General features: G+C 50.9%; 23 protein-coding genes. 22 read left to right on the top strand and 1 reads right to left on the bottom strand.

Features of this window, described 5'->3' with window-relative positions:
* The first annotated feature begins 18 nt into the window (after positions 1-18).
* The 19 genes from AC5JLP_RS26790 (at position 19) to msrB (ending at position 20,367) form a co-directional block, all read left to right on the top strand.
* Entirely contained in the window at positions 19-366 is a 348-nt protein-coding gene (locus AC5JLP_RS26790) for a hypothetical protein (protein WP_496070897.1), read from the top strand.
* A gap of 367 nt (positions 367-733) precedes the next feature.
* The gene (locus AC5JLP_RS26785; protein ID WP_496070896.1) at positions 734-1,117 is read left to right on the top strand and encodes an EamA-like transporter family protein; all 384 of its coding nucleotides are present in this window, start codon (positions 734-736) and stop codon (positions 1,115-1,117) included.
* 153 nt (positions 1,118-1,270) lie between these two features.
* The gene (locus AC5JLP_RS26780) at positions 1,271-1,732 is read left to right on the top strand and encodes a methyltransferase family protein (RefSeq protein WP_496070895.1); all 462 of its coding nucleotides are present in this window, start codon (positions 1,271-1,273) and stop codon (positions 1,730-1,732) included.
* A gap of 15 nt (positions 1,733-1,747) precedes the next feature.
* Positions 1,748-2,203 carry a MarR family winged helix-turn-helix transcriptional regulator gene (locus AC5JLP_RS26775; protein ID WP_496070894.1) on the top strand — a complete coding sequence of 152 codons (456 nt, stop codon included), beginning with the start codon at positions 1,748-1,750 and terminating at the stop codon, positions 2,201-2,203.
* A gap of 157 nt (positions 2,204-2,360) precedes the next feature.
* On the top strand, positions 2,361-3,434 hold the full coding sequence (locus tag AC5JLP_RS26770) for an NmrA family NAD(P)-binding protein (protein WP_496070893.1): 1,074 nt from the start codon (positions 2,361-2,363) through the stop codon (positions 3,432-3,434).
* A gap of 103 nt (positions 3,435-3,537) precedes the next feature.
* Positions 3,538-4,173, top strand: a complete 636-nt coding sequence (locus AC5JLP_RS26765; RefSeq protein ID WP_496070892.1) for a glutathione S-transferase family protein — start codon at positions 3,538-3,540, stop codon at positions 4,171-4,173.
* Positions 4,174-4,215: 42 nt separating this feature from the next.
* Positions 4,216-5,556, top strand: coding sequence for an SCP2 sterol-binding domain-containing protein (locus AC5JLP_RS26760; RefSeq protein ID WP_496070891.1), 1,341 nt, complete (start codon positions 4,216-4,218; stop codon positions 5,554-5,556).
* 912 nt (positions 5,557-6,468) lie between these two features.
* A complete protein-coding gene (locus tag AC5JLP_RS26755; RefSeq protein WP_496070890.1) occupies positions 6,469-7,197 on the top strand; it encodes a Crp/Fnr family transcriptional regulator in 729 nt (242 codons plus the stop codon).
* A gap of 124 nt (positions 7,198-7,321) precedes the next feature.
* Positions 7,322-8,542 (top strand): DUF4331 family protein, encoded by a 1,221-nt coding sequence (locus AC5JLP_RS26750; protein WP_496070889.1) that lies wholly within the window; start codon positions 7,322-7,324, stop codon positions 8,540-8,542.
* Positions 8,543-8,624: 82 nt separating this feature from the next.
* Positions 8,625-9,977 carry a tetratricopeptide repeat protein gene (locus AC5JLP_RS26745; protein ID WP_496070888.1) on the top strand — a complete coding sequence of 451 codons (1,353 nt, stop codon included), beginning with the start codon at positions 8,625-8,627 and terminating at the stop codon, positions 9,975-9,977.
* A gap of 10 nt (positions 9,978-9,987) precedes the next feature.
* Positions 9,988-11,610: a nickel/cobalt transporter gene (locus tag AC5JLP_RS26740; RefSeq protein WP_496070887.1), complete on the top strand. Its 1,623-nt coding sequence runs from the start codon at positions 9,988-9,990 to the stop codon at positions 11,608-11,610.
* Between the two features lie 470 nt (positions 11,611-12,080).
* Positions 12,081-14,204: an amylo-alpha-1,6-glucosidase gene (locus AC5JLP_RS26735; RefSeq protein ID WP_496070886.1), complete on the top strand. Its 2,124-nt coding sequence runs from the start codon at positions 12,081-12,083 to the stop codon at positions 14,202-14,204.
* Positions 14,205-14,238: 34 nt separating this feature from the next.
* Positions 14,239-14,754, top strand: coding sequence for a YkgB family protein (locus tag AC5JLP_RS26730; protein WP_496070885.1), 516 nt, complete (start codon positions 14,239-14,241; stop codon positions 14,752-14,754).
* A gap of 561 nt (positions 14,755-15,315) precedes the next feature.
* On the top strand, positions 15,316-15,657 hold the full coding sequence (locus AC5JLP_RS26725) for an EamA family transporter (protein WP_496070884.1): 342 nt from the start codon (positions 15,316-15,318) through the stop codon (positions 15,655-15,657).
* A 104-nt stretch (positions 15,658-15,761) separates the two neighbouring features.
* A complete protein-coding gene (locus tag AC5JLP_RS26720) occupies positions 15,762-17,330 on the top strand; it encodes a GMC oxidoreductase (protein ID WP_496070883.1) in 1,569 nt (522 codons plus the stop codon).
* 14 nt (positions 17,331-17,344) lie between these two features.
* A complete protein-coding gene (locus AC5JLP_RS26715) occupies positions 17,345-18,244 on the top strand; it encodes an SDR family oxidoreductase (protein WP_496070882.1) in 900 nt (299 codons plus the stop codon).
* Positions 18,244-19,182 carry a VOC family protein gene (locus AC5JLP_RS26710; RefSeq protein ID WP_496070881.1) on the top strand — a complete coding sequence of 313 codons (939 nt, stop codon included), beginning with the start codon at positions 18,244-18,246 and terminating at the stop codon, positions 19,180-19,182. The genes AC5JLP_RS26715 and AC5JLP_RS26710 overlap by 1 nt, the downstream gene beginning before the upstream one ends.
* 133 nt (positions 19,183-19,315) lie before the next feature.
* Positions 19,316-19,468, top strand: a complete 153-nt coding sequence (locus tag AC5JLP_RS26705) for a hypothetical protein (RefSeq protein WP_496070880.1) — start codon at positions 19,316-19,318, stop codon at positions 19,466-19,468.
* A 467-nt stretch (positions 19,469-19,935) separates the two neighbouring features.
* Positions 19,936-20,367, top strand: coding sequence for a peptide-methionine (R)-S-oxide reductase MsrB (gene msrB, locus AC5JLP_RS26700; protein WP_496070879.1), 432 nt, complete (start codon positions 19,936-19,938; stop codon positions 20,365-20,367).
* A gap of 9 nt (positions 20,368-20,376) precedes the next feature.
* On the opposite strand, the gene AC5JLP_RS26695 is transcribed toward msrB, so the two are convergent.
* Complete coding sequence (locus AC5JLP_RS26695; RefSeq protein ID WP_496070878.1) at positions 20,377-20,937, bottom strand: molybdopterin-dependent oxidoreductase; 561 nt, start codon at positions 20,935-20,937, stop codon at positions 20,377-20,379.
* Positions 20,938-21,269: 332 nt separating this feature from the next.
* Between AC5JLP_RS26695 and AC5JLP_RS26690 the strand changes: the two genes are divergently transcribed.
* The 3 genes from AC5JLP_RS26690 (at position 21,270) to AC5JLP_RS26680 (ending at position 23,986) form a co-directional block, all read left to right on the top strand.
* Positions 21,270-22,088 (top strand): Rpn family recombination-promoting nuclease/putative transposase, encoded by an 819-nt coding sequence (locus AC5JLP_RS26690; RefSeq protein WP_496070877.1) that lies wholly within the window; start codon positions 21,270-21,272, stop codon positions 22,086-22,088.
* A gap of 203 nt (positions 22,089-22,291) precedes the next feature.
* Positions 22,292-23,053: a ParA family protein gene (locus AC5JLP_RS26685; protein WP_496070876.1), complete on the top strand. Its 762-nt coding sequence runs from the start codon at positions 22,292-22,294 to the stop codon at positions 23,051-23,053.
* The gene (locus AC5JLP_RS26680) at positions 23,054-23,986 is read left to right on the top strand and encodes a ParB/RepB/Spo0J family partition protein (protein WP_496070875.1); all 933 of its coding nucleotides are present in this window, start codon (positions 23,054-23,056) and stop codon (positions 23,984-23,986) included.
* The last annotated feature ends 105 nt before the right edge of the window (positions 23,987-24,091 follow it).

The raw sequence follows: 24,091 nt of genomic DNA, 5'->3' as shown, positions 1-24,091 counted from the left end.
TCTATTCAGGCTGATGCCATGTTGAGGCGTTTCTCTCTAGTCATTGGATTGGCGCTCGCCTGCCCCGGTTGCTACGCTGCGTCGGCGATCGCGGATCTACCATCACTGCCAGCGAGACCAGCCGCACGTCTAGAGGAAAATACTCCACTTTGTTATATTCAATTTCAGGGAAGCAGCGCGATCAATGTCACTAACGTCTGTGGCAAAAAGCCTGGAGAGGCTTCCAGCACTGCCGCTGTCGCCTCTCCATCAAATGTCGTCGCGCCGCCTGTCTTTAATTCCAAGGAGAACAACGCTTCTACCACTGGACAATGCAACTTTGTGGATGCTAATGGCAATCCCTGCACTCAGAATCGCGATCAGTGAGGATGAGAGAGGCGATTGCGTTGATTAATTGCTAAGCGCAGCAAGAGTGCAGGTTGAAGAAAAATGGCTCATTACTTTGCCGAAACTCGGTCTAGGTAAGACTTCTTGGTCATTTGGCACCTTCCTGCCTTTCTGTTCGCCTCAGTCTCACTTAAAGCTCATTGGCGCGCCTCAGCGAGGCTGAGAACCGTCCTTGGGAATACCTGCCCAGTAATTGTTTCAGCCTTAGCGTGAGTTTTTTGTACGACTACTCACTGAACCCGAGGTACAGCCGTTCGGGCGGTTTAGACAGACCTTGAACACAAACGTCTCTTCCGGCAGAGCCTTGATCGGTTCCCGTTGCCACACAATAGCAAGTGACCTGCTCATGGTAGAGACAACGGTGAACTTACAAGCCTTGAGCTTCTTGCTCGTTTCGATCTTGGCTAATGTTGCCGTGCAGTTTTTTTTGAAAACAGGTGGTGTCACGTTAGGGAGAGTGGACGGTAACAACTTTTGGGAGCACTTTTGGCACTCAATGGCAGTTCCAGAGCTGCTGGCGGGTGTTGCTTTTTCGGCTGTGTCGGCGATCGCGTACTTTCTCGTGTTAACGAGCGCTGAACTGAGTGTGGCGGGTCCAGCCTCGGCGTTGGTCTACATCTTCTCCGTGCTCATGGGGCATTTTTGGTTTAAGGAGGCTGTACCGTTGGCTCACCTGGCTGGGTTGAGTCTGATTGTTTGTGGTGTCGTGTTGGTCAGCTCAAAAGCGTAAAACTCTGCTGCTCTTGAGCCTTGGCTGAGGACATTGGGTCAGTTGCCCCGCGCCGCAACTAACCTAGGCAATCGCCCCATGAAGCCTTGACAGAACCTCGTAATAATTATATGTATATACATGCAACTAATTAATCCAACTGAGACTCACTCTATGCATGTACTCGAAACTAAAGTTCCACCGCCGATCGTTGCTGCGATCTTCGGGCTAGGCATGTGGGCACTTGCCACCGTTGTCCCAATAGTTGATGTCAGCGCCAGCGCCCGCATGGTCGCAACGCTTGTAGTCGCGATCGCTGCTGCATGCTTCGCTGTGGCAGCTGTAGTTTCTTTCCGGCAGGCAAAGACAACCATCAACCCGGTCAACCCAGACAGTGCCTCGTCTCTCGTCAGCTCTGGCATTTACGGCATCTCGCGCAATCCAATGTACGTTGGGTTAGTTCTTTTACTGGTTGCCTGGACGATCTATCTGTCCTCTCCCTGGTCGTTAATCGGCGTGTTCGGTTTCATCCTCTACGTGAACCGCTTCCAAATCACACCTGAGGAGCGTGCACTCACGGCACTGTTTGGCGATCAATTCTTGAGTTACCAGGCAACAGTACGGCGGTGGCTCTAAGGCACTGCAATGATCATGAGTGAGCCATCCCTCCAATCTAAGCTTGTAGAAGTGAGCCAAATCCCTGCCACCTGCATGGGGCTACATGTTCGTCGCGCCTCACGTATTATCACGCAGGTGTATGATGCCGCCTTGCGTCCGATTGATCTGGTAGTCAGCCAGTTTACCCTGTTGTCAGCGATTCATCTGTTTGAGTCAGTGCCCATTACTCGTTTAGCGCAGGAGTTGTTTATGGATCAAACCACCTTAACCCGCAATCTGAAGCTGCTAGAGAAACGCGGGTTCGTCGCCATCGAGCCTGGTGACGATCGACGGGTGAAGTGGGTGTCTCTGACGGCTGAGGGACAGCATGTTCTGGCTGAAGCCTTGCCGCTGTGGGAGCAAGCCCAAGCCGAAGTGAAGCGCCACTTTGGGCAGCAGGACTGGCAAACCCTGCTCTCGCTGTTGGCGGCGGTCAAAAACGTGAGGTAGACCAAAATTTTCTCAAAAACATGTATATACATCTAATACCGATTTTGGACGCTTAATGGCTAATTTTAACTGCTATGCCACTGTGCAGCGATCGCGTCAACAGGTGGCAAACCGACTCACAAATACAGCTATCTCTTGCAAAGAGGAATGACTGCTCATGACACGACCGACCATTCTTGTGACCGGCGCAACCGGGAAAACCGGCGGTGCTGTTGTTGCCGAACTTTTGAAGAAAGATTTTCCGGTTCGAGCGATCGTGCATCAGCACGATGCAAGAAGCAAAAAGCTCAATAGTCTCGGTGTAGAAACCGTCGTTGCCAATATGTATGATCCGGAGCAACTAGTTCAGGCAATGCGCGGCACGGTGCGGGCTTATTACTTGCCATTGTTCCGCCCCTATATGCTTCAAAGCGCCGCTGCCTTTGCGGTTGCTGCCCAAGAAGCAAAGCTGGAATCGATTGTGCAAATGAGCCAGTGGACTTCCAGCCCCGCTCATCCATCGTTGCTGACGAGGCAGACGTGGCTGGTCGATCGCATATTCTCAATGATCCCAGGTATTGCCCATACCATAGTCAATCCGGGCATGTTTGCCGATAACTATCTTCGGGTTATCAACTTTGCAGCCCTCTTAGGCATATTTCCAGTGCTGTTCGGTTCCAGCAAAAGTGCGCCCGTTGCCAATGAAGACATCGCACAAGTCGTTGCAGCTGTACTGACGAATGATCCGGCAGAGCATGATGGCAAGCGCTATCGACCGACAGGACCCAGGTTACTCTCTGCTCAGGAGATGGCGACGATCATCCAAAGAGTTGTCGGTCATCCTGTGCGTCCTGTCAACCTGCCCTACTGGATGTTTCTGAAAGTGGCACAGATGCAAGGCGTTGACCCGTTCACTGTGTACAGCCTGCGTGACTACATGGAAGACCATAAACAAGGCACCTTTGAGTTTGCAGGCGGTGTCACAAATGTGCTGCAACAACTTACTGGCAGTGCCGCTGAAGAGTTTGAAACGACGGTTCGACGCTATGCTGCGTTGCCCTTCGCCCACAAAACCTTCACCAATCGCCTGCAAGCCTGGATCAACTTCATGATTACGCCACTCTATCCTGGCTATAACCTGGCTCGATACGAACGCGACCATGAATTTCCCGTGCCTCCTGAACCGCAATTTTGTATGGAAAGCGATCGCTGGAAAGCTGAGCATCAAATGCAGTCGCAGGATGGGTTCTAAAAGGCTGAACATGACCAACAGGTTTCGCAGCAATTTGTCTCATAGTATTTCAAACCCTAAACCCCGGCAAACCGACTGCAACTACACCTCAAGGATTTCTATTATGAAGCTATACAGTGTCCCGCTCTCGCCCTTTGCGGCGCGCGTGCGGTTGTCAATTTATCGTAAGGGATTGGATATTGCGATCGTCCCACCACCCGCAGGCGGACTGAAAAGTGATGCGTTCCTGTCTTTGAACCCGATGGGACAAGTACCGACGCTAGTGTTGGATTCCGGTATGGCAATTCCAGAGTCGGCAACGATCCTGGAATATCTAGAAGATGTTTTCCCAACGCCCACTTTACGACCGACCCAGGCTGACGCTTTAGCCCGCGCCCGTTTGTTTCTCCGCATCCCGGATATTCATTTCCAAAACGCCCCCCGCATCCTAATCGGCATGCGAAACCCAGCCGATCGCAAAGAGGAAGTGGTCAAGACGGCAATGGAAAACCTGAACAAGGGCTTGTCTTATATCGATCATTACCTGAGCGGTGAGGCTTGGGCAGTGGGTGGTCAACCGTCGATCGCCGATTGCGCCCTCGTGCCAGTGCTCAACGCGGTCAGTTTGTTGGAGTCAATCTACAGCCAACCTCTCATCGGTCAGTATCCAAAGCTGGATGCTTACTGGCAGGCAGCCAAGGCTGATGCAATCAATGCCAAAGTCATGGCCGAGCAACTAGCGGCTCTACAAAAAATGTAAGGGCTTACGCGCAGATGCCAATCACTCATCCTGGAGGCTTCAGTGGCAAAGTTTGATAATCATCCTACGGTCAAGTGGTGGCGGGAGCAATCTACCAATCACCAACCTGCAAGCACAGCGGCTCTGAATTCCGACTCGCTGCGATCGCTTTGCTTGGAAGCAGGTGCGGACGATGTGGGCTTTGTAGAAATTGGTCGATCGGCGATCGCGGATCAGCACGCCGATATTTTTAGGGCATTTCCGCCCACCAAAACTCTGATTAGTTTTGTCACCCAAATGAACCGGGAAAACATTCGCACGCCTGTTCGTTCTGCCGCGAACCTTGAATTTCATGCCAACTATGACCATGCCAATGAAGTCGCCCGCCGCATTGTGAGAACTCTGGAACAAACTGGAGTGCGTGGTATGGTTCCAGGAGCAAGCTTTCCGATGGAGATGGATCAATTTCCTGGCAAGGTATGGGTGATCTCCCATAAGCCTGTCGCAGTGGCAGCCGGGTTAGGTCACATGGGCATTCATCGGTTAGTGATCCATCCGAAATTTGGCAGTTTTATCGCCCTGGGTACGATTCTAATCGATGCAGCAGTGACGGCATACACCTATCCCATCGACTACAATCCCTGTGTTGAGTGCAAGTTGTGCGTTGCCGCTTGTCCAGTTGGGGCGATCAGTGCCGATGTCCACTTCAGTTTTTCCGCCTGTTACACCCATAACTACCGTGAATTTATGAGCGGCTTCACCGATTGGACAGAGATGATCGTGGAAAGCAAGAATGCACAAGATTATCGACAAAAAGTGAGTGCGTCTGAGTCTGCTTCCATGTGGCAGAGCTTATCGTTTAAGGCGAACTACAAAGCGGCCTACTGCATGGCAGCCTGTCCGGCTGGAGAAGATGTGATTGCACCCTTTTTAAGCGATCGCAAAGCCTTTGTTCAGGAAGTGGTTAAACCGTTGCAGGACAAAGCCGAAACCGTGTATGTCGTACCCGGATCGGATGCAGAAATCCATGTAGCGCGGCGCTTCCCGCATAAAACAGTGAAACGAGTCAGCAGCGGTATTCGTCCTCAATCGATTCAAGGCTTTCTGTTTGGCTTACCCTTACTATTTCAACGGCATCAATCAGAGGGGTTGAATGCAATTTATCATTTCACATTCACTGGTGCTGAATCCCGCCGTGCAACCGTGATCATTCAACATAAAACAGTACAGGTTCAAGACGGTCACGTTGGCAAGGCAAATCTTGCTGTCACGGCAGATAGCAAAACTTGGCTGGGTTTTCTTGCCAAGGAACGGAATCTCATTTGGGCGTTGTTGCAACGCAAGATTCGGATTCAGGGCTCTCCTCGGTTACTTCAAGCCTTTGGCAAGTGTTTTCCTGCGTGAGATGCGGTAGTCAGGTTTGCTTAGCAATCGCGAAATAAACAACGCTAAGGCTAGAACCACTTTCTATTAGGGAATTTAGCCTCCTAAAACAATCAAAGTCCGACTACCTTCTGAAACCTCTAATACGCAAAGGTCTTAGCCTTAGCGTTGTTTCTTGTTCCGCTGCGACATAAAGGCGAACTACAGCTTTTATCATCATTGCGATCTTCCTTTTCAATCCTTTCTACGACCCCAACTCAAGCGAACAAACGCTTACCAGCCTTTCTTGTTGCTGCTCAGCCTTTGTCGGTCTCGCCTTTCTAGGTGGAGTTGTCAGAGGGTTGTGGCTAGTTGCCCCGCGCCGCAGAAGGGCTGATTCTAAGCCTCACTTTGAGCAATTTTCTGTAATATAAGCTGAGAAAGGCTTTCCATCCCATCTGGCACTTTTTTACCCTTATATCGGCTCAAGCCCGATTAGCAGCCTGCTGGAACTGAAAGCCGATGCACCGAATCATCGCTTGCAAATCCAGCCAGTGCTGTCAGACTGGTTGCCGGATGTGCAACTCACTAATATCAGGGTGGCGATGCCACAGTTGACTTGCGCGTTTGGCGTGAGGATGAGCAAACCCACTGGAAAGTGATCCATCAGGTGAGCGAATTGAATGTATCTGAAATTGATTGCATCAAACAGCACTTAAACCAAAAGGAGATTCACGATGGCGACAACCAGAACCCATTCAGTGCCCCCTGCTCTGAGCCGAGATAGTTATTATTTGCGACACAACCTTCAAAAGTAACGTTAGTCCACTAACGTTGGAGTGGCGATCGCAACCTTTAAAATGACTTCATTGTCATACTGTGCAAGTGTAGGTCGGGGCTTGGAGTTAGTGGTATGGCGATTTGAACGGTTCTCCGTTGCAATGAGGGATAGGTATGCCGAGAAGGAACGCTTTACAGTTTCCCGATCATCGGGCATGTGAGGCACTGACCGGGCTGACACTGAACCAACTGCCAAGCGATGGCTCCTTGGGGCGCGTGCGGCAGTACGCTCAGGGAGCCTATGTTTGGCAGATAGGCGACTCAGCAGACCGCATTTACTTTCTCCAACGTGGACAGGTCGCCGTTATGGTTAGCGACCCTCAGGGTCGTGAGGTTACCCTACAGTCCATCCTACCGGGAGAACCATTCGGGGAACTGTGTTATTGCTTGCCAAAAGGGGGGCAAAGACCGACAGACAGCCGGGTAATTCTCAATAGTGAAGTGGTCGAAATTTCGCTTGACGACTTCGTTAGCTACCTACAGCACCACCAAGAAGCACTAATGGCGTTGATGGTCACATTCTGTCTGCGGCTGAGTGATGCAGAGCGCCGCTCCGAAATATTGACCTATCGCGGCGCGGAAGAGCGCTTAGGACGGCTATTGCTTCAGCTTGCTGCCACCAGGGGACAATCAACCCCTCGGTTGGAGAGTCAAGTCATCCTGCACGTCAGTCACGATGAACTGGCACAGATGGCAGCAATGAGTCGCCCACACATCACGGTGACAATGGGTAAACTACGCAGTCGGGGTTTAGTGCAGTACGAGCGCAACCAACCACTCATGGTGAATGTGTCTGCGCTGAACGCTTACCTGGCAGAAATCGATTTACCTGAAAGAAAATAGCGTCACTAAAATCCAAATTAAAACTCATGAGAAAAGTAATTAGATTATCAATTTACGTTATGGAATCTTAGACACAGCCGCGATCGTATTCAGTAAACCATCCAGATAAAACAGGAGAAAAAATATGATTCGCTTAAGGACTACGATCATCGCAGCGAGTGCGCTCATCGGGACGATCGCCCTTGCCCTCCCCTTTATGCCCACGAACGCCTCTGACCACATTGACTCGCCATCCATCGCTCAGGATCGCGGTAGCGATATTGCCGACAATTGGGCGTTTCTCGATCCAAACGATAACTCGATGGTGGTCCTGGTGATGAGCACCCAAGATTTCATCGTATCGGGAGAGCATTTCGGAATGCCCATCTTCGATCACAACATTCGGTACCGATTTGAGATCGAAAATACAGGCGATGCCCGCCCGGATCAGTTCGTTGATGTCACCTATTCCAGAGGGCTGGGTCGTCAAATGCCGCAGACGGCAACCATCCGGTTACCCAACGGTCAGAGCTTTACCGCACCCACAACCATTTCAACCCAAGAATACCGTCCACCTACTCCTGTGGTAACGACTAATCGAGAAACCGGAGTCAGCTTCTTCGGTGGCAATGCCGACGATCCGTTCTTCCTGGATGATACGGGTGCGAATCGCATGGTCGCCTCATCGATTATGAATCCGGGTCGCCCTAACAAGTCCTTGTTAAGCGAACGCGGTGGGCGCGATACCTACGCGGGTTTTAACACCTTAATTACGGCAGTCCGAGTTCCGGTGGCGATGCTCCGGGGTAAAGCTGGGAACGTGATCGGCATTAACGCTGTAACGCAGCGGCGGCAAACTCAGCAGATCAACGCGAACGGCGTGGTGGAAGGGAGTGGCAACTGGGTCACTATTGACCGTGATGGTGGACCCCTCGTCAATAATGGGCTGATCCCGGCTCCCCGCAAAGACGAGTACAACGCTGCTTCGACTGAAGACGATGCGAAGGGAAGATTCCAGGCGGACATCGTCAAATCGCTGAAGAACATGGGCACCGACGACGCACACATCGCTATGTTAGCGAAAGCGGCGGTGGAGAAAGGCGACATCCTGCGCCTCGACCTAACAGTTCCTAACACAGGAACGGGTGGGGGGAATAATGCGAATGGCGGTTTTGCGAACATGGGCGGGCGGCGCTTGCAGGACGACGTGGTTGACATCACGTTTACGCTCATCAACAACGGTGTCCCGTTGGGCGACAAAGTTGACCGGAATGAAGTGGCATTTCGTGACCAGTTTCCGTTCGTCGCCGATCCAGCCCAACCGTTCCCACCCGGTAGCGGAACAGACGATCGCACCCGTCAGTAACGTTCGGGCTGTGCCTGTGCCGATCGCCAAGCGTTGATCGGCGCAGAGGCTTTTTGAATGGACAGTTTGGACTCATAACTGGATGAAAATCAACTCTTTAAGGCATTCACCCGTAGCCGTGCTTGCTGGTATTGTTGCGCTTGGACTGGCTGGGGGGCTAACCTTTCACGCCTACCGCAACTTCCAGTTGCCTGAGAGCAACTCAGTCGGCACTCCACCCATCGCTGCACTAGCCACTCCTGATAATCCGGCGATCGCCAGTCCAATTCGTTTTCTGGAAAACCGGGTTAAGCAAGATCCGGCTGATTTTAGCGCGTATAACAAACTCGCTGCCTACTACCTTCAGCTCTTGCGCGAAACGGGCAACATTGCCTATCTAGATCTGACGTTGCGTGCCGCCCACTCCTCGCTGGCTGTAGTGCCCGCCAACCAAAACACTGGTGCACTGGCTGCCCTCGCCCAAGCCGAGTATGCCTCACACAACTTTGTCGCTGCTCGTGACCACGCGCTCCAACTGATCAAGCTAACGCCGAACCGGAATTCTTCCTACCAATTGCTGGGGGATGTGCGGCTTGAATTAGGGGATTATGACCCGGCGATCGCCGCCTTCCACCAGATGGAGCGATTCAGCCGTGGTCTGACCTTGGGCACTGAAACCCGGCAGGCACGTCTGGCAATGCTGCGGGGCGAGGTAAAAGTGGCGCAGCGGCACTTCTCGAATGCCTTGGCGCTTACCCTCAATTCGCCTGTGCCGCCACCCGAAACGGTCGCCTGGTGCTACTGGCAGTTGGGTGAAACCGCCTTTGCCATCGGTGACTACCAGACTGCCGAACAGCACTATCATGCTGCCTTATCTGCCTTTCCTGGCTACTTTAATGCACTTGCTTCGTTGGGTCGGGTTCGGGCTGCACAGGGCGATTTATCCGGTGCGATCGGGCGATACGAAGCAGCCGTCCTGCGGTTGCCTGATCCCACCTTTGTTGCAGCACTGGGAGACCTTTATCAGATGACGGGGCAAGAGAAAAAAGCAGCACAGCAGTATGCTCTCGTAGAGCAGATTGGACATCTGAGCACCGTGAATGGTGCACTTTACAACCGTCAACTGGCGCTGTTCTATGCGGACCATGACCTGAACACCGAAGTTGCCTATGCAAATGCCAAGGGAGAGTACGCGGTGCGACGGGATATCTATGGGGCGGACGCAGTCGCGTGGACGGCGCTAAAAGCAGGCAAACTGGACGAGGCGCAAGCAGCAATGAACCAGGCACTACGACTGGGTACGCAAGACGCGAAGCTGTTTTATCACGCTGGGATGATTGCCCACGCGGCTGGTCATCAAGCCGCTGCCCGTAACTACCTCCAGCGTGCCCTGGCGATTAATCCCCAGTTTGACCCGCTCCAAGCGTTGATGGCTCAAAAAACGATCGCTAAGTGATTTTGACGAGATGATTCACTTTATTTGCAGTTCCATCGCTCAGTCTCTCTCTCAGTTCCACCGCTCAATCACGAAACCTGTCCGCAAGGTTCTCGCTGCTTGTCTGGTCGTGATGGTTGTCATGCTTTCCACAACGACGGCAGCGATCGCTCACCCGCTGGGTAACTTCACGATCAACCATTTTGCCCGGATTGAGATGGAGCGCGATCACGTCCAGATTCACTACGTCGTTGATACTGCTGAAATTCCTACCTTTCAAGCGTTGCAAGCAGCGGATACAAATGGCGATGGCAAGCCGTCAAACGCAGAACTGAATGCTTACCTGGAGCGAGTCACACCGCAGTACGCGGATGGAATCATGCTCAGCGAAGCGGGTCGTCGGGTGATCTTGAAGCCGATCGCGCAACAAGTGACGACACTTCCAGGAGCCGGGGGACTGCCGACGTTACGGGTGGAGGCTGACTTTGCCGGAGCACTGCCCCCGTCTTCTACCAGCCCCCATCATCTCAAGTTTGAGGACAGTAATCATCGCGATCGGCTTGGGTGGCACGAACTCGTCGTCGCTCCTGCGGCTGGAGTCGCGGTGTTCAATAGCTCTGCATTTGGCAATGCCGTCACTGATGAACTGCGAGCTTATCCTCAAGACCGATTGGCGGCACCGTTAGACGAGCGCACCGCAGAATGGGACTCGACGACTGGAGTGGTGCCGGCAAGCGCGGTGGCACTCCGCACCCGCGATGGTCGCACTGTATCTCAGTCGCGTGGCGACCCGCTTGCCGACTTGATTGCAGTGCCACAGATCACGCCTAGAGTTGCCTGCCTCGGTTTGCTAGTCGCGGCTGCACTAGGGGCGCTCCACGCGTTTTCGCCCGGTCATGGCAAAACCGTGGTCGGGGCTTATCTAGTTGGCTCACGGGGCACTCCACGTCATGCCGCCTTCCTGGGTTTGACAGTGACGATTACTCATACAGCAGGCGTTTTTGCCCTCGGTTTTGTGACGCTGTTTGCCTCGCAGTATGTCGTTCCTGAGCGCTTGTTGCCCTGCTTGAGTTTTGTTTCTGGTGCGATCGTCGCGGTGATCGGCTTCAACCTTTTTGTGCGCCGATTACGCGCAGTCCGAAGCCAGGCTAAAAGTCACCACACCCATCAGCATGATCACCCGCATCATCCTGCTGTTTTAGGTCACGCGCCCGGTCATTTGCACCACCACACCCATGCTCATCCTCACGTTGATCAGGGGCATTCCCACACTGGACGATCGCACTCCCACCTACCACCGGGAGCCGATGGCACTCCGGTCACCTGGCGCAGTTTGCTGGCACTGGGTATTTCCGGGGGATTGCTGCCCTGTCCCTCGGCGCTGGTGGTTTTACTGTCTGCCATCGCTTTGCATCGTGTCGGTTATGGTCTCTTGCTAGTTGTTGCGTTCAGCCTTGGATTGGCGGCGACGTTGACTGGCATTGGCTTAGCGTTCGTTTATGCAGGAGGATTCATCAAACACTCAAAACTTGGAGCGATGAACAATGCTTTAGTCCGCCTACTGCCTGTGGTCAGTGCATTTGTGATTCTGTGCCTTGGTGCATTTATTTGCTATGAAACAGTTGCCCAAACGGAATTCGTACCACGGTTGTAGATCATAGCGAAACGTTCCGAGAATGGGTAGTGCTAAACGAAACTGTCAGAACTGGATACTCAAATCACAACTTTTTCATCGCCACAAACTCCCCTTCTCAATTCTTTTTGTTACATGGCTTGAAATGATACTTGCAATTCAGCGATTCGTTCTAGAAATCGTTTCCGCTGCCAATGCTCCGCTCCCTGTCCCTGTGCCAATATAGCAACGTTAATAGAAAAGTATATCCAAAGACAGATTATCTGTAATCGCGGCACTTGCTTAAAGGTTCTTTCATCTTCTTCTCAGCACAACTTCAGATCCAGCAATTTACTATTAGGCACGTTTGATTATCCACATGCCATTTTGTGTTTTCTGTTGTCTTCTGTCACAGCCGATTAGCAATTAAGAGAGCAACACGAAGCAGAGGCTGATTAGGCTTCATAGTGCAGATCAGGACCAACCCCACCCCATCAGGACAAAGAACGTTTATGTCAGCGAAAGTTGCGGTTGTCACTGGACAAATCACCATTAATGATGGTGGTTCGTTTCTGCTGACGGCTGCCGACGGGTCGATCGACGATCGCCGCGCTCAAGGCTTGTTTGTACGAGACACGCGCCTGATTTCTTATTACGAAATTTCGCTTGATCGACAACCCCTTACGCCAATCACCTCTAGCCCAATCACCCATCGCGTGGCTCGTTATGAGTTCACCAATCCAGAACTATTGACAGCGAAAGGAACTGTGCCTGCCAAAAAGCTGCTGATTAGCGTAAGGCGCGACATCATTGGCGGGATGCACGAAGACATTGATATCACAAACCATCATCAAGAGTGCGTTGAGCTTCAGTTGATGCTGGCAATTCGCTCTGATTTCGTCGATGTTTTCCGGGTTAAAGCCCAGCAGCTTGTGACAGAGGGCAGGATGGAAACCACCTGGAACGACAACACGTTGAGCAATATCTACCGCAATGGCTCATTCACCAGAGGGATTCGCATTCAGCCAGACGGAGAAACACCCCCCCGCTACTCGAACGGTCGGTTGGTTTTTGACCTTACTCTCGCCCCTGGTGAAACGTGGCACACCTGCATTAATTTCATTGCGCTGGTGGATGGAGAGGAACTGGTGCCGAAACATACGGATGCGGCGATCGATGCGACTCCTGCGGGCGAAGAGATGGAGAGCTTTCTAGGGTTAGCAACGCATCTGCACTCGTCCAATCGGGAAGTTGAGCGAACTTACCAGCAAGCCTTGGTCGATCTGGCGGCACTCAGAATTCCAGTAGATGGGGGCACTCCCGTTTGGATTCCAGCGGCTGGCATTCCCTGGTTTGTTGCCGTCTTTGGACGCGACCCTCTGATCGCCAGTTTGCAAACGATGGCAGTAGCGCCCAACTTAGCGCAAGGTACATTGCTCAAGCTAGCCGAGTTCCAGGCGACGGAAAAGGATGATTGGCGAGATGCAGAACCCGGTAAAATTCTGCACGAACTGCGGCAGGGGGAACTCGCACACTTGCAGCAAATCCCCAATACGCCATACTACGGCGCGATCGACACCACGATTTTGTGGATTATTACCCTATCTGAAACCTACCGTTGGACGGGCGATCGCAGCCTATTAGATGACTGTCATGCACCGCTAGAAAAGGCATTAACCTGGATCGATCGCCATGGCGACTTTGATGGTGATGGCTTCGTCGAGTATTGCAGCCGCTCTCAAGACGGCATTCAGAATCAGGGTTGGAAAGATTCGGGGGATGCGATTCGGGATACGGATGGCAATATTGTCAATGCCCCGATCGCGTTGTGCGAAACCCAGGGTCAGGTCTACGATGCGTGGCGACGAGCCGCAGATCTCTATGACGTTCGAGGTCAACCCAACCGCGCTCAGGAACTTCGCCAGAAAGCAGACGACCTGTATCAACGGTTCAACGATCGCTTCTGGATGGAAGACGAAGGCTTTTACTGTCTGGGTTTAGATGGCAACAAGCAGCAGATTCGCTCGATTACCTCGAATCCAGGTCACTTGCTCTGGTCAGGTATTGTGCCACCTGAACGGGCTAAACAATTGGTGCAACGATTGTTTCAAACCGATTTGTGGTGCGGTTGGGGCATCCGCACCCTGTCTGCTAAAAACCCGGCTTACGACCCGATCGGCTATCACACCGGCAGCGTTTGGGCACACGACAACTCATTCATTGCCGCTGGGCTGAAACGCTACGGCTACCACGCAGAAGCCAATCGCATTACTGAAGGAATTTTTGCGGCTGCCAGCCTGTTTCAAAACTACCAGATGCCCGAACTGTTTGGCGGCATCGAACGGCAGCCTGAAAATTTTCCCGTTCCATATAGTGATGCCAACATTCCCCAAGCATGGGCAGCAGGCGCGCTCCTCTGGCTAATTAGCAGTCTATTGGGGCTGGAAGCGGATGCGGCTAACCGCCGCTTGCACGTCCAACCTGTCTTACCAGATTGGCTGCCAGATCTGCAACTCACCAAGGTGGTTGTGGGTGAGGCAACCGTTGACTTGCGCTTTTGGCGCGAGGATGAACAGACCAAATGGGAAGTTTCCCATCAACACGGCGAATTAACCGTGTGTCTCAGCGATCGCTAGAAATCACACTCAAGTACCAAAAGGAGATTTCATTATGGCTACCACCAGAACTCGTCCACTCTCCCCTGCCGTTAGACGGAATGCTTACAAGTTTGAGAAAGCAGGACTCTTTCTCATGCGCTACGGTATCGTGCTGATTTTGTTTTGGATTGGGCTATTGAAATTTACTGCCGCCGAAGCTATGGGCATTCAGCCCTTTGTAGAAAACAGTCCGTTTTTTAGCTGGATGCTGCCGATTCTAGGGTTACAAGGCGTGTCGAATCTGGTTGGCGTGATTGAAGTGACGACGGCGCTCTTGATCGCAACTCGTCCCTGGTCAGCATTGGTCTCGGCGATCGGCAGCGCCATGGCAGTGATCACATTCCTGATCACCTTGAGTTTTATGCTCACCACCCCTAAAACCTTCGATCCAGCCTTCCCACTCCTATCAGCGATTCCAGGGCAGTTTTTGATCAAAGACATCTTGCTGCTAGGCGGGGCACTATGGGCATTAGGAGAATCATTAGGAGTGTTAAGTGGCGATCGCAATGGTAACGGTGTTCGTTACTAGAAATTGACGTTGTCTGGTTGCAAGGTTAACTGGGTTAACGCTGTCAAGTTAACGTTGCAAGTTCAAAATTTTTCTAAAAGGACTTCGTCATGACTCTGCAAGCGTTTGGCTTACTGTTCGGGTCGGAGACCCATTCCTGTAATTTGGTATCATGAATGGCTTGAAAGGCTTTGTAGGAGGGAGTTGCAGAGCAAAGTATTTTTGTTCTACTCAGAGCTTTGGGATGACCGGGCTATCGTAATCTACGGCTTGACTTGGGCAGATACGAATCACACACCGTATAAAGGCAAGAAGTGCTTCTCTATAAGGGTTTCAGGCAATGGTTGATTTGAGTCGCCCTGCTGAAGCCCTTGATTAGTACAGGTTTGGACTACTTTTGGACGGTGTACTAATCGAAAATCAGTAGTACATAGCCTCTTTTGATGCGTTTTTAACGGCTGAAACCCGCATTCTCTCGTAGCACTTCTGCACGATCCGCAATTAACCAATGAAAGTGCTGCTGCAAAAGCCTTTGAAGTTCATCGTGACACCAAATTGCACGAATGAGTCTCCGACCCGCTGTTGGTATCCATCCTCCTGAATGTCGCCGTGCAACTCTTTTTGAAGGTTGCCGGGACAAAGTTAGGAAAAGTTGAGTTCAGCCATCTTTTGGAGCACAGTTGGCTCTTGATCAAAACTCCAGAACTGCTGGCGGGGGTTCTGTTTTCTGCTTTGTCTGCGATCGCGTATTTTCTGGCGTTAACTCGCCTTAATTTGAGTGTTGCAGGACCTGCCTCTGCCCTTATTTACATTTTCTCTGTCGTCATGGGTCATTTTATTTTCAAGGAAGCAGTTCCTTTTAAGCATCTCGTTGGGCTAGGTTTTATTGTTTGTGGAGTCGTTTTAGTGGGTTCTAAAAACTAATTCTATGGGTCATAGCGCTGTACCGATCGAAGACATCAATATTGCCACTGCAACTGATGCTGTCAATGGCTAAGTCATCTCAACTGTAGAAAGGAGTAAACCGATTGACTGACAATCATTACGATGTGATTATCATTGGCACGGGAGCGGGTGGTGGAACTCTAGCGCATCAACTTGCACCAACAGGTAAGGAAATTTTGATTCTGGAGCGCGGTGACTTTTTACCCAGAGAGAAAGCCAACTGGAATGCCAAGGAGGTCTACCAGAAAGAACGTTACCATACGTCAGAAACCTGGTATGACCGGGACGACAAGCCGTTTCGTCCGCAGACAGGCTACTGGGTTGGGGGCAACACCAAAGTCTATGGAGCTGCCTTGATGCGAATGCGCGATCGTGACTTTGAAGCGGTTACTCATAAAGGCGGGATTTCGCCAGCATGGTGCGTGAAATACCAGGACTTTGAACCCTACTACACCCGCGCTGAGAAACTCTATGACGTACACGGGCTACAGGGGGAAGACCCGATCGAGCCGCACCGCAGCGAACCCTATCCGCATCCGCCCTTCAGTCATGAGCCTCGGATGCAAGCAATGAGTGAGGGTTTACAGAAGCAAGGGCTACATCCGTTTCATTTGCCTCTGGGTTTGAAATTGAACGAGGTAGACAGGACGTTAAGTGCCTGCATTCGCTGCGATACGTGTGATGGCTATCCATGTCTCGTTGATGCCAAAGCTGATGCTGATGTGAATTGCATTACGCCAATTCAGAACGAACCTAACATCACTTTGAAGACAGGGGCAAAAGTGCTACGGCTGCACACCAGTCCATCCGGTCGAGAAGTCACCAGCGTCGAAGCCGAGATCGATGGGGAGATTCATCAGTTTCAGGGTGGCATCATCGTAGTCGCCTGCGGGGCAGTTAATTCTGCTGTGCTCTTGCTGCGATCGGCAAATGATCGCCATCCGGTCGGACTGGCAAATGGTTCCGGCCAGGTTGGACGCAATTTCATGAAACATCTGGAATGTGTGGTTTTGACGCTGAGTCAAGAACCAAATGCGGACCAGTTTCAAAAGACAATCGCTATCAACGATTTCTACTGGGGTGAACCCGGCTTTCCCTATCCTATGGGACAAGTACAAAACACAGGCAATGTGCTTAAAGACATGATTCCTGCCGAAGCGCCGTCGCTGTTAGCTCCGCTTGCCAAGCTAACGCCAGGATTTGTGCTACAAGACATTGCCAGCCATTCGACGGGTTGGTGGCTCCAGTCTGAGGACTTGCCCGATCCTGACAACCGTGTGCAGTTAAAGGGCGAGCAATTGTGCCTGCATTACACGCCCAACAATACTGAGGGTCACGAACGCTTAGTGCATCGCTGGACGACGATTCTCAAAGCGATGGATAAGACAATGGAACACGCCGTTTTGCCCTTCGGGATGTATCCCCGCAATCAGCTGCCCATTCAAGTGGTAGGACACCAGTGCGGGACTTGCCGCTTTGGTGACGATCCTGCCACCTCAGTGCTCGATCGTAATTGTCAGACTCACGAAGTCGATAACCTATACGTGGTGGACAGCAGTTTCTTTCCGTCTCACTCAGGAGCCAATCCAACTCTGACCATTATTGCGAATGCGATTCGTGTTGCCGATCATTTAAGCGATCGGCTCAAGTAACCGTTTATTTTCAAATGCAACCCACTATGAGAGAGGTGACTGCCGTGCCTGAAGAATTTCGTCCAACTGCCGAACAGATTCCCGCTCAGACGCTACCCTATCCTGCCAGTCAGGAAGATATGGTGCCACAGCCAGATAGCGATTTGTCGAATTACAAGCCTGCTCATAAACTGCAAGGAAAAGTGGCATTGATTACAGGTGGTGATTCGGGCATTGGTCGAGCGGTGGCGATCGCCTATGCGATGGAAGGTGCAGATGTCGCTATCCTCTACAACGAACATGATGATGATGCCAGCATTACCCAATCGAAAGTCGAAGAAAAAGGGCAGCAGTGCTTGCGAATCAAGGCAGACGTGCGAGATTCGGAGCAGTGCAAAGGAGCTGTAGCACAAACCATCGAGAAATTTGGGCATCTCGATATCTTGGTGAACAATGCTGCGTATCAGATGGTGCAGTTTCAGCTTGAAGACCTGACTGAAGAACAGTTTCGTCGCACGCTAGAAACGAATGTGTTTGGCTACTTCTATATGCTGAAAGCAGCGCTGCCACATCTGAAAGCGGGTGATGCGATTATCAACACCAGCAGCATTTTAGGACTAATTGGCAAAGAATTCTTGATTGATTACTCGACGAGCAAAGGAGCGATCAACGCGTTCACTAAAGCGCTGGCGCAAAACCTGGCAGAGCGAAAAATTCGCGTTAATGCGGTGGCTCCCGGTCCCGTTTGGACACCCAACATTCCGGGCACAATGACAGCGAAACAGGTTGATAACTTCGATGTAGACAACGCCATGAAACGCGCCGCTCAACCTGAAGAACTAGCACCGACTTACGTTTACTTTGCGTCGGAAGACAGCAGCTTTGTGACGGGTGCGATTTTAGAAGTCACAGGCGGTCAAGTATCGAGTACCTAATGAACATCCAAGCTGCTGCCATTGCTTTTGTAAGTTTGACGATCGCCGACATGGAGCGATCGCTTAACTTCTACACAACTGTCCTGGGCTGCCAAAAAACCTCCGATCATGAAGTGGCAGGCGTAGAGTGCGATCGCCTGTATAGGTTACCCAATGTGCGCTTGCGTGTAGTGCAATTGCAATTGGGACATGAAACAATCGAATTAATTGAATTTCTCACGCCGAAAGGGAGACCGATCCCAGCCGATTCGCGCAGTCACGATCGCTGGTTTCAACATCTCGCGATCGTGGTCAGCGATATGTCAGAGGCGTATCAACATCTACGCGAGCATTGGGTGCCCCAAACCTCACCCAATCCGCAAACGCTACCAGAATGGAATCCGGTTGCTGGAGACATTCAATCCTTCTACTTCAAAGATTTAGATGGTCACAATCTTGAGCTAATTCATTTCCCAGAGGGTAAGGGAGATTCCAGATGGCAGCAGCCAACAGACGCACTTTTTTTGGGTATTGATCATACAGCGATCGTGGTGGCTGATACGGCTGCCAGTCGAGCCTTTTACTGCGATAAACTGGGTATGGGGTTGCAGCAAGAGAGCCAAAATTCTGGTGCAGAGCAGGAGCGACTCAGCGGTGTTTCTGACGTGCAAGTACAGATTAGTAGTCTGAAAGCATCGACAGGTATTGGGCTTGAGCTGTTGGAATATGCAAGCCCCAATGGTAGGCGACCGATGCCTGCTGACACTCATGCCAATGATTTGTGGGTTTGTCAAACCACGATCGTGGCGCAAAAGGTCACAACTGCAGTCCACCAACCAGTAGTTTCATCTTCAATGTCCTACCCAGTCGTTACAGTTTCAGAACCCATCTTAGGCTTCAAGCAGGGCTTTCTCATGCCAGACCCTGATGGTCATCTGCTTCGGGTTGTGCTTGAGTAAGCAGTTATAACGTCTTTTGCCACTCCTTATGCCAACCATAAGCTGCCCAGAAGTCTTCCGACAGGTTCAATCGACAACAGCCGCTTATTTTAAGGTAGCTGTCAAATCCCTCATGGGGTTAAAGGTAGCGTAAATGGTCAAAAGAGCAGTGAAAGCGGCATTCACACTGGCGATCGCGCTCGGCATAGCGTTCGTTTTAATGATGCCTCGCTTCAGCAATCACCCAGCCGTGGCAAGCGTCTCAGCAAAGGTTAAGCGGCTGCTCAGACCTGGTTCAGCCCGTTGACCGATACTATTCTTGGAGAACTCTTATTCTCAACATACTTCAATTTCTAATGGTTGGAATGGACCCAGTCACAGCCTCAAGTGTTTTATCAATGAGGCCGTAATGCCAGTGAAGCTACGGAACGCTTTCCCTCCGTTAGCGGACGAGCACCAATCTGTTAAACCACACCCCGCGATGCTGACGTGATGGCTATGAAACGGCCCAAGGCGGTTATTTCCAAAAGTGCTTTCCTAACTGAGACAAACTGTGATCACGGTGCAACTTGTGAGCAAACTTACAGTTCTAAGCCATGAAACGGCCCAAGGCGGTTATTTCCAAAAGTGCTTTCCTAACTGAGACAAACTGTGATCACGGTGCAACTTGTGAGCAAACTTACAGTTCTAAGCCACACGATAACTTTCATGCTACTTCCCCAAGCAAAGCCAGCGCTTAAGCAGTAAAACTAGAGCATCAGGAGTACAAACATCATGACACCAAAAAAAAACGACAGCCCTGCAGTCATTAAATCGGAAACAGAATGGCGCGCAGTGCTCACACCAGAACAGTTTCGGGTGCTACGCGAACATGGCACCGAACGTGCTGGCACGAGCCCACTTGATAAAACTGATCTCGAAGGCACCTATGTTTGTGCTGCCTGTGGCTTACCTGTTTTTACTTCAGACACGAAGTTCAACAGCGGCACAGGTTGGCCAAGCTTCTTTACCCCGATCGAAGGAGCCGTGGATACATCAATCGATCAATCTTTATCCTCCACACGCACCGAAGTGCACTGTCATCGCTGCGGTGGGCATCTAGGACATGTGTTTGATGATGGCCCTGTGCCAACGGGCAAACGCTACTGTATTAACGGCGTTGCCCTGAATTTTGCGCCGGAAGCATCTCCACAAGCAGAAACCTAAAGCTTGAGCTTAAGGGGTAACGGTGGCTCGCATCACCCGCATCCGAGTAATTTTTCGCACCCAACGGGCGCGACGCTGATCGTCTGGAATCACTAACCGTAGCGGTGCTTCGTCGGGTGCTAGGGCTTGCCCATCGCGGCGATCGGCAAGCAGCACGACCCGGTTGCCAAATGCTGGGTCGAATTCTGGTAAACCAAACACGACCGCGTAGCCATCCGCACCTTCGACAACCAGATAGCGTGCCAGATTAGAGCCGCGCAACTGTTCGTTTTGGGGCACGCCTGCTCGTTGCAGAATTTCCCTCAGCAATACGCCTTCATAGGCAATGTTGGTACCTTTGCGTTCCCGCACCGTCAAAGTCGTGCGAGGCAGTTTGGCTAAATCGGCGGCTGTAAAGCAAACCGGTTGTAGCATATCGCCACTGATACAAAACAACACTGCTGCTGCCGGAGCCGCTGCTAAGCGTTGGTAGACTGTGCTAGCGAGCGTGGCTGAGTTATTGGCATCATGAATTGGACGACGAACCTCAATAGCCTGACCTGTTGCTGTCATCATTTGAGGGGTATTCATGCTTATAGATTGCCCTATCATAAATAGTAGCAAGTCCCTAATTGTGTAAAGCAATTTGAAGTCAGTCATCTTGTCTCTGTATTTTTTGAGATGCTCATCAAAATATAGTTAGTTAAGTAGCTAAAAAGCATAGCTGCAAGCTAATGATCTAGGCGTTGAGAGGCAGTCGAGTAGAGCAGTGATGTCCTACTCGACTGCCTCTCAACGCCTTGTAACAGTCTAGAAGTTAGTTAGTTCTGTAATATTGGCGAAAGTAGGCTTAAGAAAACTGACGCGGCAGCTTGCTAAAATTTCATAACGCTGGTTTTAGTCCAAAGGCTACAGGAAAGCCGATGAAAACTGATTTCATCTTCTATGAGCTCTTTCAATCCACGCCCAGAGTCTTGTTTGAATTAGTTGGGATGACTGCGCCTGAAGACGGAATGTACAGCTTCGTTAGCCAGGAAGTGAAACAAACACGTTTCCAAATTGATGGCATCCTCGTTCCCCACTATCGTAGGCCGGAACTGCCCATCTACTTTATTGAGGTACAAGGCTATAAACAAAAAGATACTGAAAGCTTGTATCACAACTTCTTTAGTGAAATCAACCTTTACTTGAATGATTATCGACCACAGAACGACTGGCGTGGAGTCATTATCTTTACTGAACGCCGCTTTGACCCAGGTCTACCTCAGCACTATCAAGACTATGCCAAAAGCATTCGGCTCCAGCGCATTTATTTAGATCGGATGGCAGAAGAGACGGAGGGGCGGTCGTTAGAGGTTGAAGCCATTCAGTTAATTGGCGTGAAGGAGCAGAAGACTGCGGAACGGGCACGCGCTTTGATCAATCGGGCAAGAAGAGAGGTTACGGATGTATCCTCTCTGGCAGAGGTAATAGAATTAGTCAATACGGTTTGTGTCTATAAATTTCCCGATCTGAGCCGAGAGGAGATTGAAACTATGCTGGGACTAAGTGATCTGAGACAAACTAAGGTTTTTCAAGAGGCAAAGGCTGAAGGTGCTGAAGAAGAGCGCGATCGTCTGTTGCTCCTTGCCGTTCCTGCCTTGTTGGAAGCTGGATTTACTACCGAACAGATTGCTTCTAAGCTCAAGACAGATGTGCCAACCATCAACCGCATCATTCAACAGCAGCACGGGCAGAATTGAGCCGATTGGTATAACACCCATCAGTATCTGGAAATCCTCAGAGCTTTCTCTGAGGATTTTTCTCCTGTTAACTTGCACCAGTTCAGCAGGATGAATCACAGACAGCTACTCTTGATTGCTACTCTCCGTAAAAATCTATTTTCAGTGCCTATCCTGTTTCAAACGCAGTATCCTGCTCTCAGGAAGCATTAGTCAGAGCAAAAATGACTCGCGTAATCGCACTTTTCAACCAGTCTGGTGGTGTAGGGAAAACGACACTCACCATGAATCTTGGTTACCAATTGTCTTCTCGAGGTCATCGTGTACTGCTTATTGATATGGATCCACAGGCCTCTCTGACTACCTTTATGGGGTTGGACATTACGGAGCAAGATAAGACTGTTTACAATGCCCTCATTTCCGAGGACGATGAGCCAATCCCTATTTACTCTGGCATCCATGAGATGGACCTGTCTCCTGCTAACATTATTCTTGCTAATGCAGAGCAGGAGCTAATCCTGGTTGAACAACGGGAGATTCGGCTGAAAGAAGCGCTTGCTCCACTCGAAGACAAATACGACTTTATCTTGATTGACTGCCCACCCAGTTTAGGGCTTCTGAGTCAGATTAGCCTAGTTGCTGCTAACCATGTTCTAGTGCCAATTCAGACGCAGTTCAAAGCTCTTATGGGTACAGATTCCTTGCTTAAAACCATAAAGAAAGTACAACGCCGATTGAATAAAGCCCTTACCATTGCTGGGTTCTGCCCTACTATGTACTCACCCAGCAATGCTCTCGATCAGCGTACGTTGGAAGCGATCACTGAGCAACTAGCTTCCTTAGGTACAGTCTTTACTCCTATCCCCCGTGCAACAGCCATAGCAGAAGCATCCGAGTATGGTAAGCCGCTGGCTCTATCCCCTAAGAAGAACTCAACCGTTCTTGCCATTTTTGATGAAATCGCTATAGCAATGGAGCAACTCTAGATGAGTCTAAAAAAGCCTCCAGCTAGCCGCACTCGGCTCAAAAATGTCACGCTCTTTAATGAGGAAGATGAGATTACTCCCAGCCCGCAGTCCACTTCCTTAGATAAAATCAAGCTGCCTGAACAACAGCCTCGCCGCTATTTCGATCCTGAGAAGCTAGCGGGCTTGGTTGAATCGATCAAGCAACATGGCATTCTAGAGCCATTGCTCGTTCGCCCTCTAGGGGCATCGGCTTATGAACTGGTGGCAGGGGAACGCCGCTATCGGGCAGCCACAGAAATCGGGCTAACCGTCGTTCCAATCGTCATTCGCGAAATGAGTGACAGTGAAGCCCTCCAAATTGCCCTCATTGAGAACCTGCAACGAGAAGACTTAAACCCGGTCGAGGAGACCGAAGGCATCCTACAACTATTAGCCATCAAGCTCCAGAAAGCAGAGCCCGAGGTGATTTCTCTGCTCCACCGCATGCTAGATGAAGCCAAAGGAAAAGTTCCCCATAACGTTATGGGGAACTCTGAAGCCAACACAATTCAGCAGGTCTTTGAGGGTATCGCTTTGATGGAGTGGCAGTCTTTTGTTAGCAATCGTCTCCCTCTCCTAAAGCTACCAAGCGACATCCTACTTGCTTTACGCAAAGGCTTAATCGCATACACCAAAGCTCAAGCGATCGCCCGGATTAAAGATGAACCACAACGAACGGAGATTTTAGATGAAGCGATCACTCAGGACCTCTCCTTAGCTCGGATCAAAGAGAGGATTGCAGAAATTCATGCTGCTCGATTGACTGCAGACCAGCAACTCTCTTCTCTAAAGCATCAGTTTGAGGATGCCTATCGGCGGATCAAAAAGTCAAGAGTATGGGATGCTCCTCAAAAAAAGCGGAAACTGGAAAAACTGCTAGAAGACTTAAACGCAATCCTAGCCGATGAATAGAAGTAGAAGTAGAAAGAAAAAGTGGGCTGCGTGCCAAGGTACTGCAAGCTTGTGCCAGTTGGGAGTGTCTCACAAACGGTGGCAAAAGAGAGATTGAGAAGGGCG

This window comes from Stenomitos rutilans, assembly GCF_059505485.1.
This window is presented reverse-complemented; position numbering and strand designations above follow the sequence as displayed.

Excerpts from the sequence above, each read along its gene's own strand:
- AC5JLP_RS26790 (WP_496070897.1), top strand. The coding sequence starts at position 19 with ATGTTGAGGCGTTTCTCTCTAGTCATTGGATTGGCGCTCGCCTGCCCC.
- AC5JLP_RS26785 (WP_496070896.1), top strand. The coding sequence starts at position 734 with ATGGTAGAGACAACGGTGAACTTACAAGCCTTGAGCTTCTTGCTCGTT.
- AC5JLP_RS26780 (WP_496070895.1), top strand. The coding sequence starts at position 1,271 with ATGCATGTACTCGAAACTAAAGTTCCACCGCCGATCGTTGCTGCGATC.
- AC5JLP_RS26775 (WP_496070894.1), top strand. The coding sequence starts at position 1,748 with ATGAGTGAGCCATCCCTCCAATCTAAGCTTGTAGAAGTGAGCCAAATC.
- AC5JLP_RS26770 (WP_496070893.1), top strand. The coding sequence starts at position 2,361 with ATGACACGACCGACCATTCTTGTGACCGGCGCAACCGGGAAAACCGGC.
- AC5JLP_RS26765 (WP_496070892.1), top strand. The coding sequence starts at position 3,538 with ATGAAGCTATACAGTGTCCCGCTCTCGCCCTTTGCGGCGCGCGTGCGG.
- AC5JLP_RS26755 (WP_496070890.1), top strand. The coding sequence starts at position 6,469 with ATGCCGAGAAGGAACGCTTTACAGTTTCCCGATCATCGGGCATGTGAG.
- AC5JLP_RS26750 (WP_496070889.1), top strand. The coding sequence starts at position 7,322 with ATGATTCGCTTAAGGACTACGATCATCGCAGCGAGTGCGCTCATCGGG.
- AC5JLP_RS26745 (WP_496070888.1), top strand. The coding sequence starts at position 8,625 with ATGAAAATCAACTCTTTAAGGCATTCACCCGTAGCCGTGCTTGCTGGT.
- AC5JLP_RS26740 (WP_496070887.1), top strand. The coding sequence starts at position 9,988 with ATGATTCACTTTATTTGCAGTTCCATCGCTCAGTCTCTCTCTCAGTTC.
- AC5JLP_RS26735 (WP_496070886.1), top strand. The coding sequence starts at position 12,081 with ATGTCAGCGAAAGTTGCGGTTGTCACTGGACAAATCACCATTAATGAT.
- AC5JLP_RS26730 (WP_496070885.1), top strand. The coding sequence starts at position 14,239 with ATGGCTACCACCAGAACTCGTCCACTCTCCCCTGCCGTTAGACGGAAT.
- AC5JLP_RS26715 (WP_496070882.1), top strand. The coding sequence starts at position 17,345 with ATGCAACCCACTATGAGAGAGGTGACTGCCGTGCCTGAAGAATTTCGT.
- AC5JLP_RS26710 (WP_496070881.1), top strand. The coding sequence starts at position 18,244 with ATGAACATCCAAGCTGCTGCCATTGCTTTTGTAAGTTTGACGATCGCC.
- AC5JLP_RS26705 (WP_496070880.1), top strand. The coding sequence starts at position 19,316 with ATGGTCAAAAGAGCAGTGAAAGCGGCATTCACACTGGCGATCGCGCTC.
- msrB (WP_496070879.1), top strand. The coding sequence starts at position 19,936 with ATGACACCAAAAAAAAACGACAGCCCTGCAGTCATTAAATCGGAAACA.
- AC5JLP_RS26695 (WP_496070878.1), bottom strand. The coding sequence starts at position 20,937 with ATGAATACCCCTCAAATGATGACAGCAACAGGTCAGGCTATTGAGGTT.
- AC5JLP_RS26690 (WP_496070877.1), top strand. The coding sequence starts at position 21,270 with ATGAAAACTGATTTCATCTTCTATGAGCTCTTTCAATCCACGCCCAGA.
- AC5JLP_RS26685 (WP_496070876.1), top strand. The coding sequence starts at position 22,292 with ATGACTCGCGTAATCGCACTTTTCAACCAGTCTGGTGGTGTAGGGAAA.
- AC5JLP_RS26680 (WP_496070875.1), top strand. The coding sequence starts at position 23,054 with ATGAGTCTAAAAAAGCCTCCAGCTAGCCGCACTCGGCTCAAAAATGTC.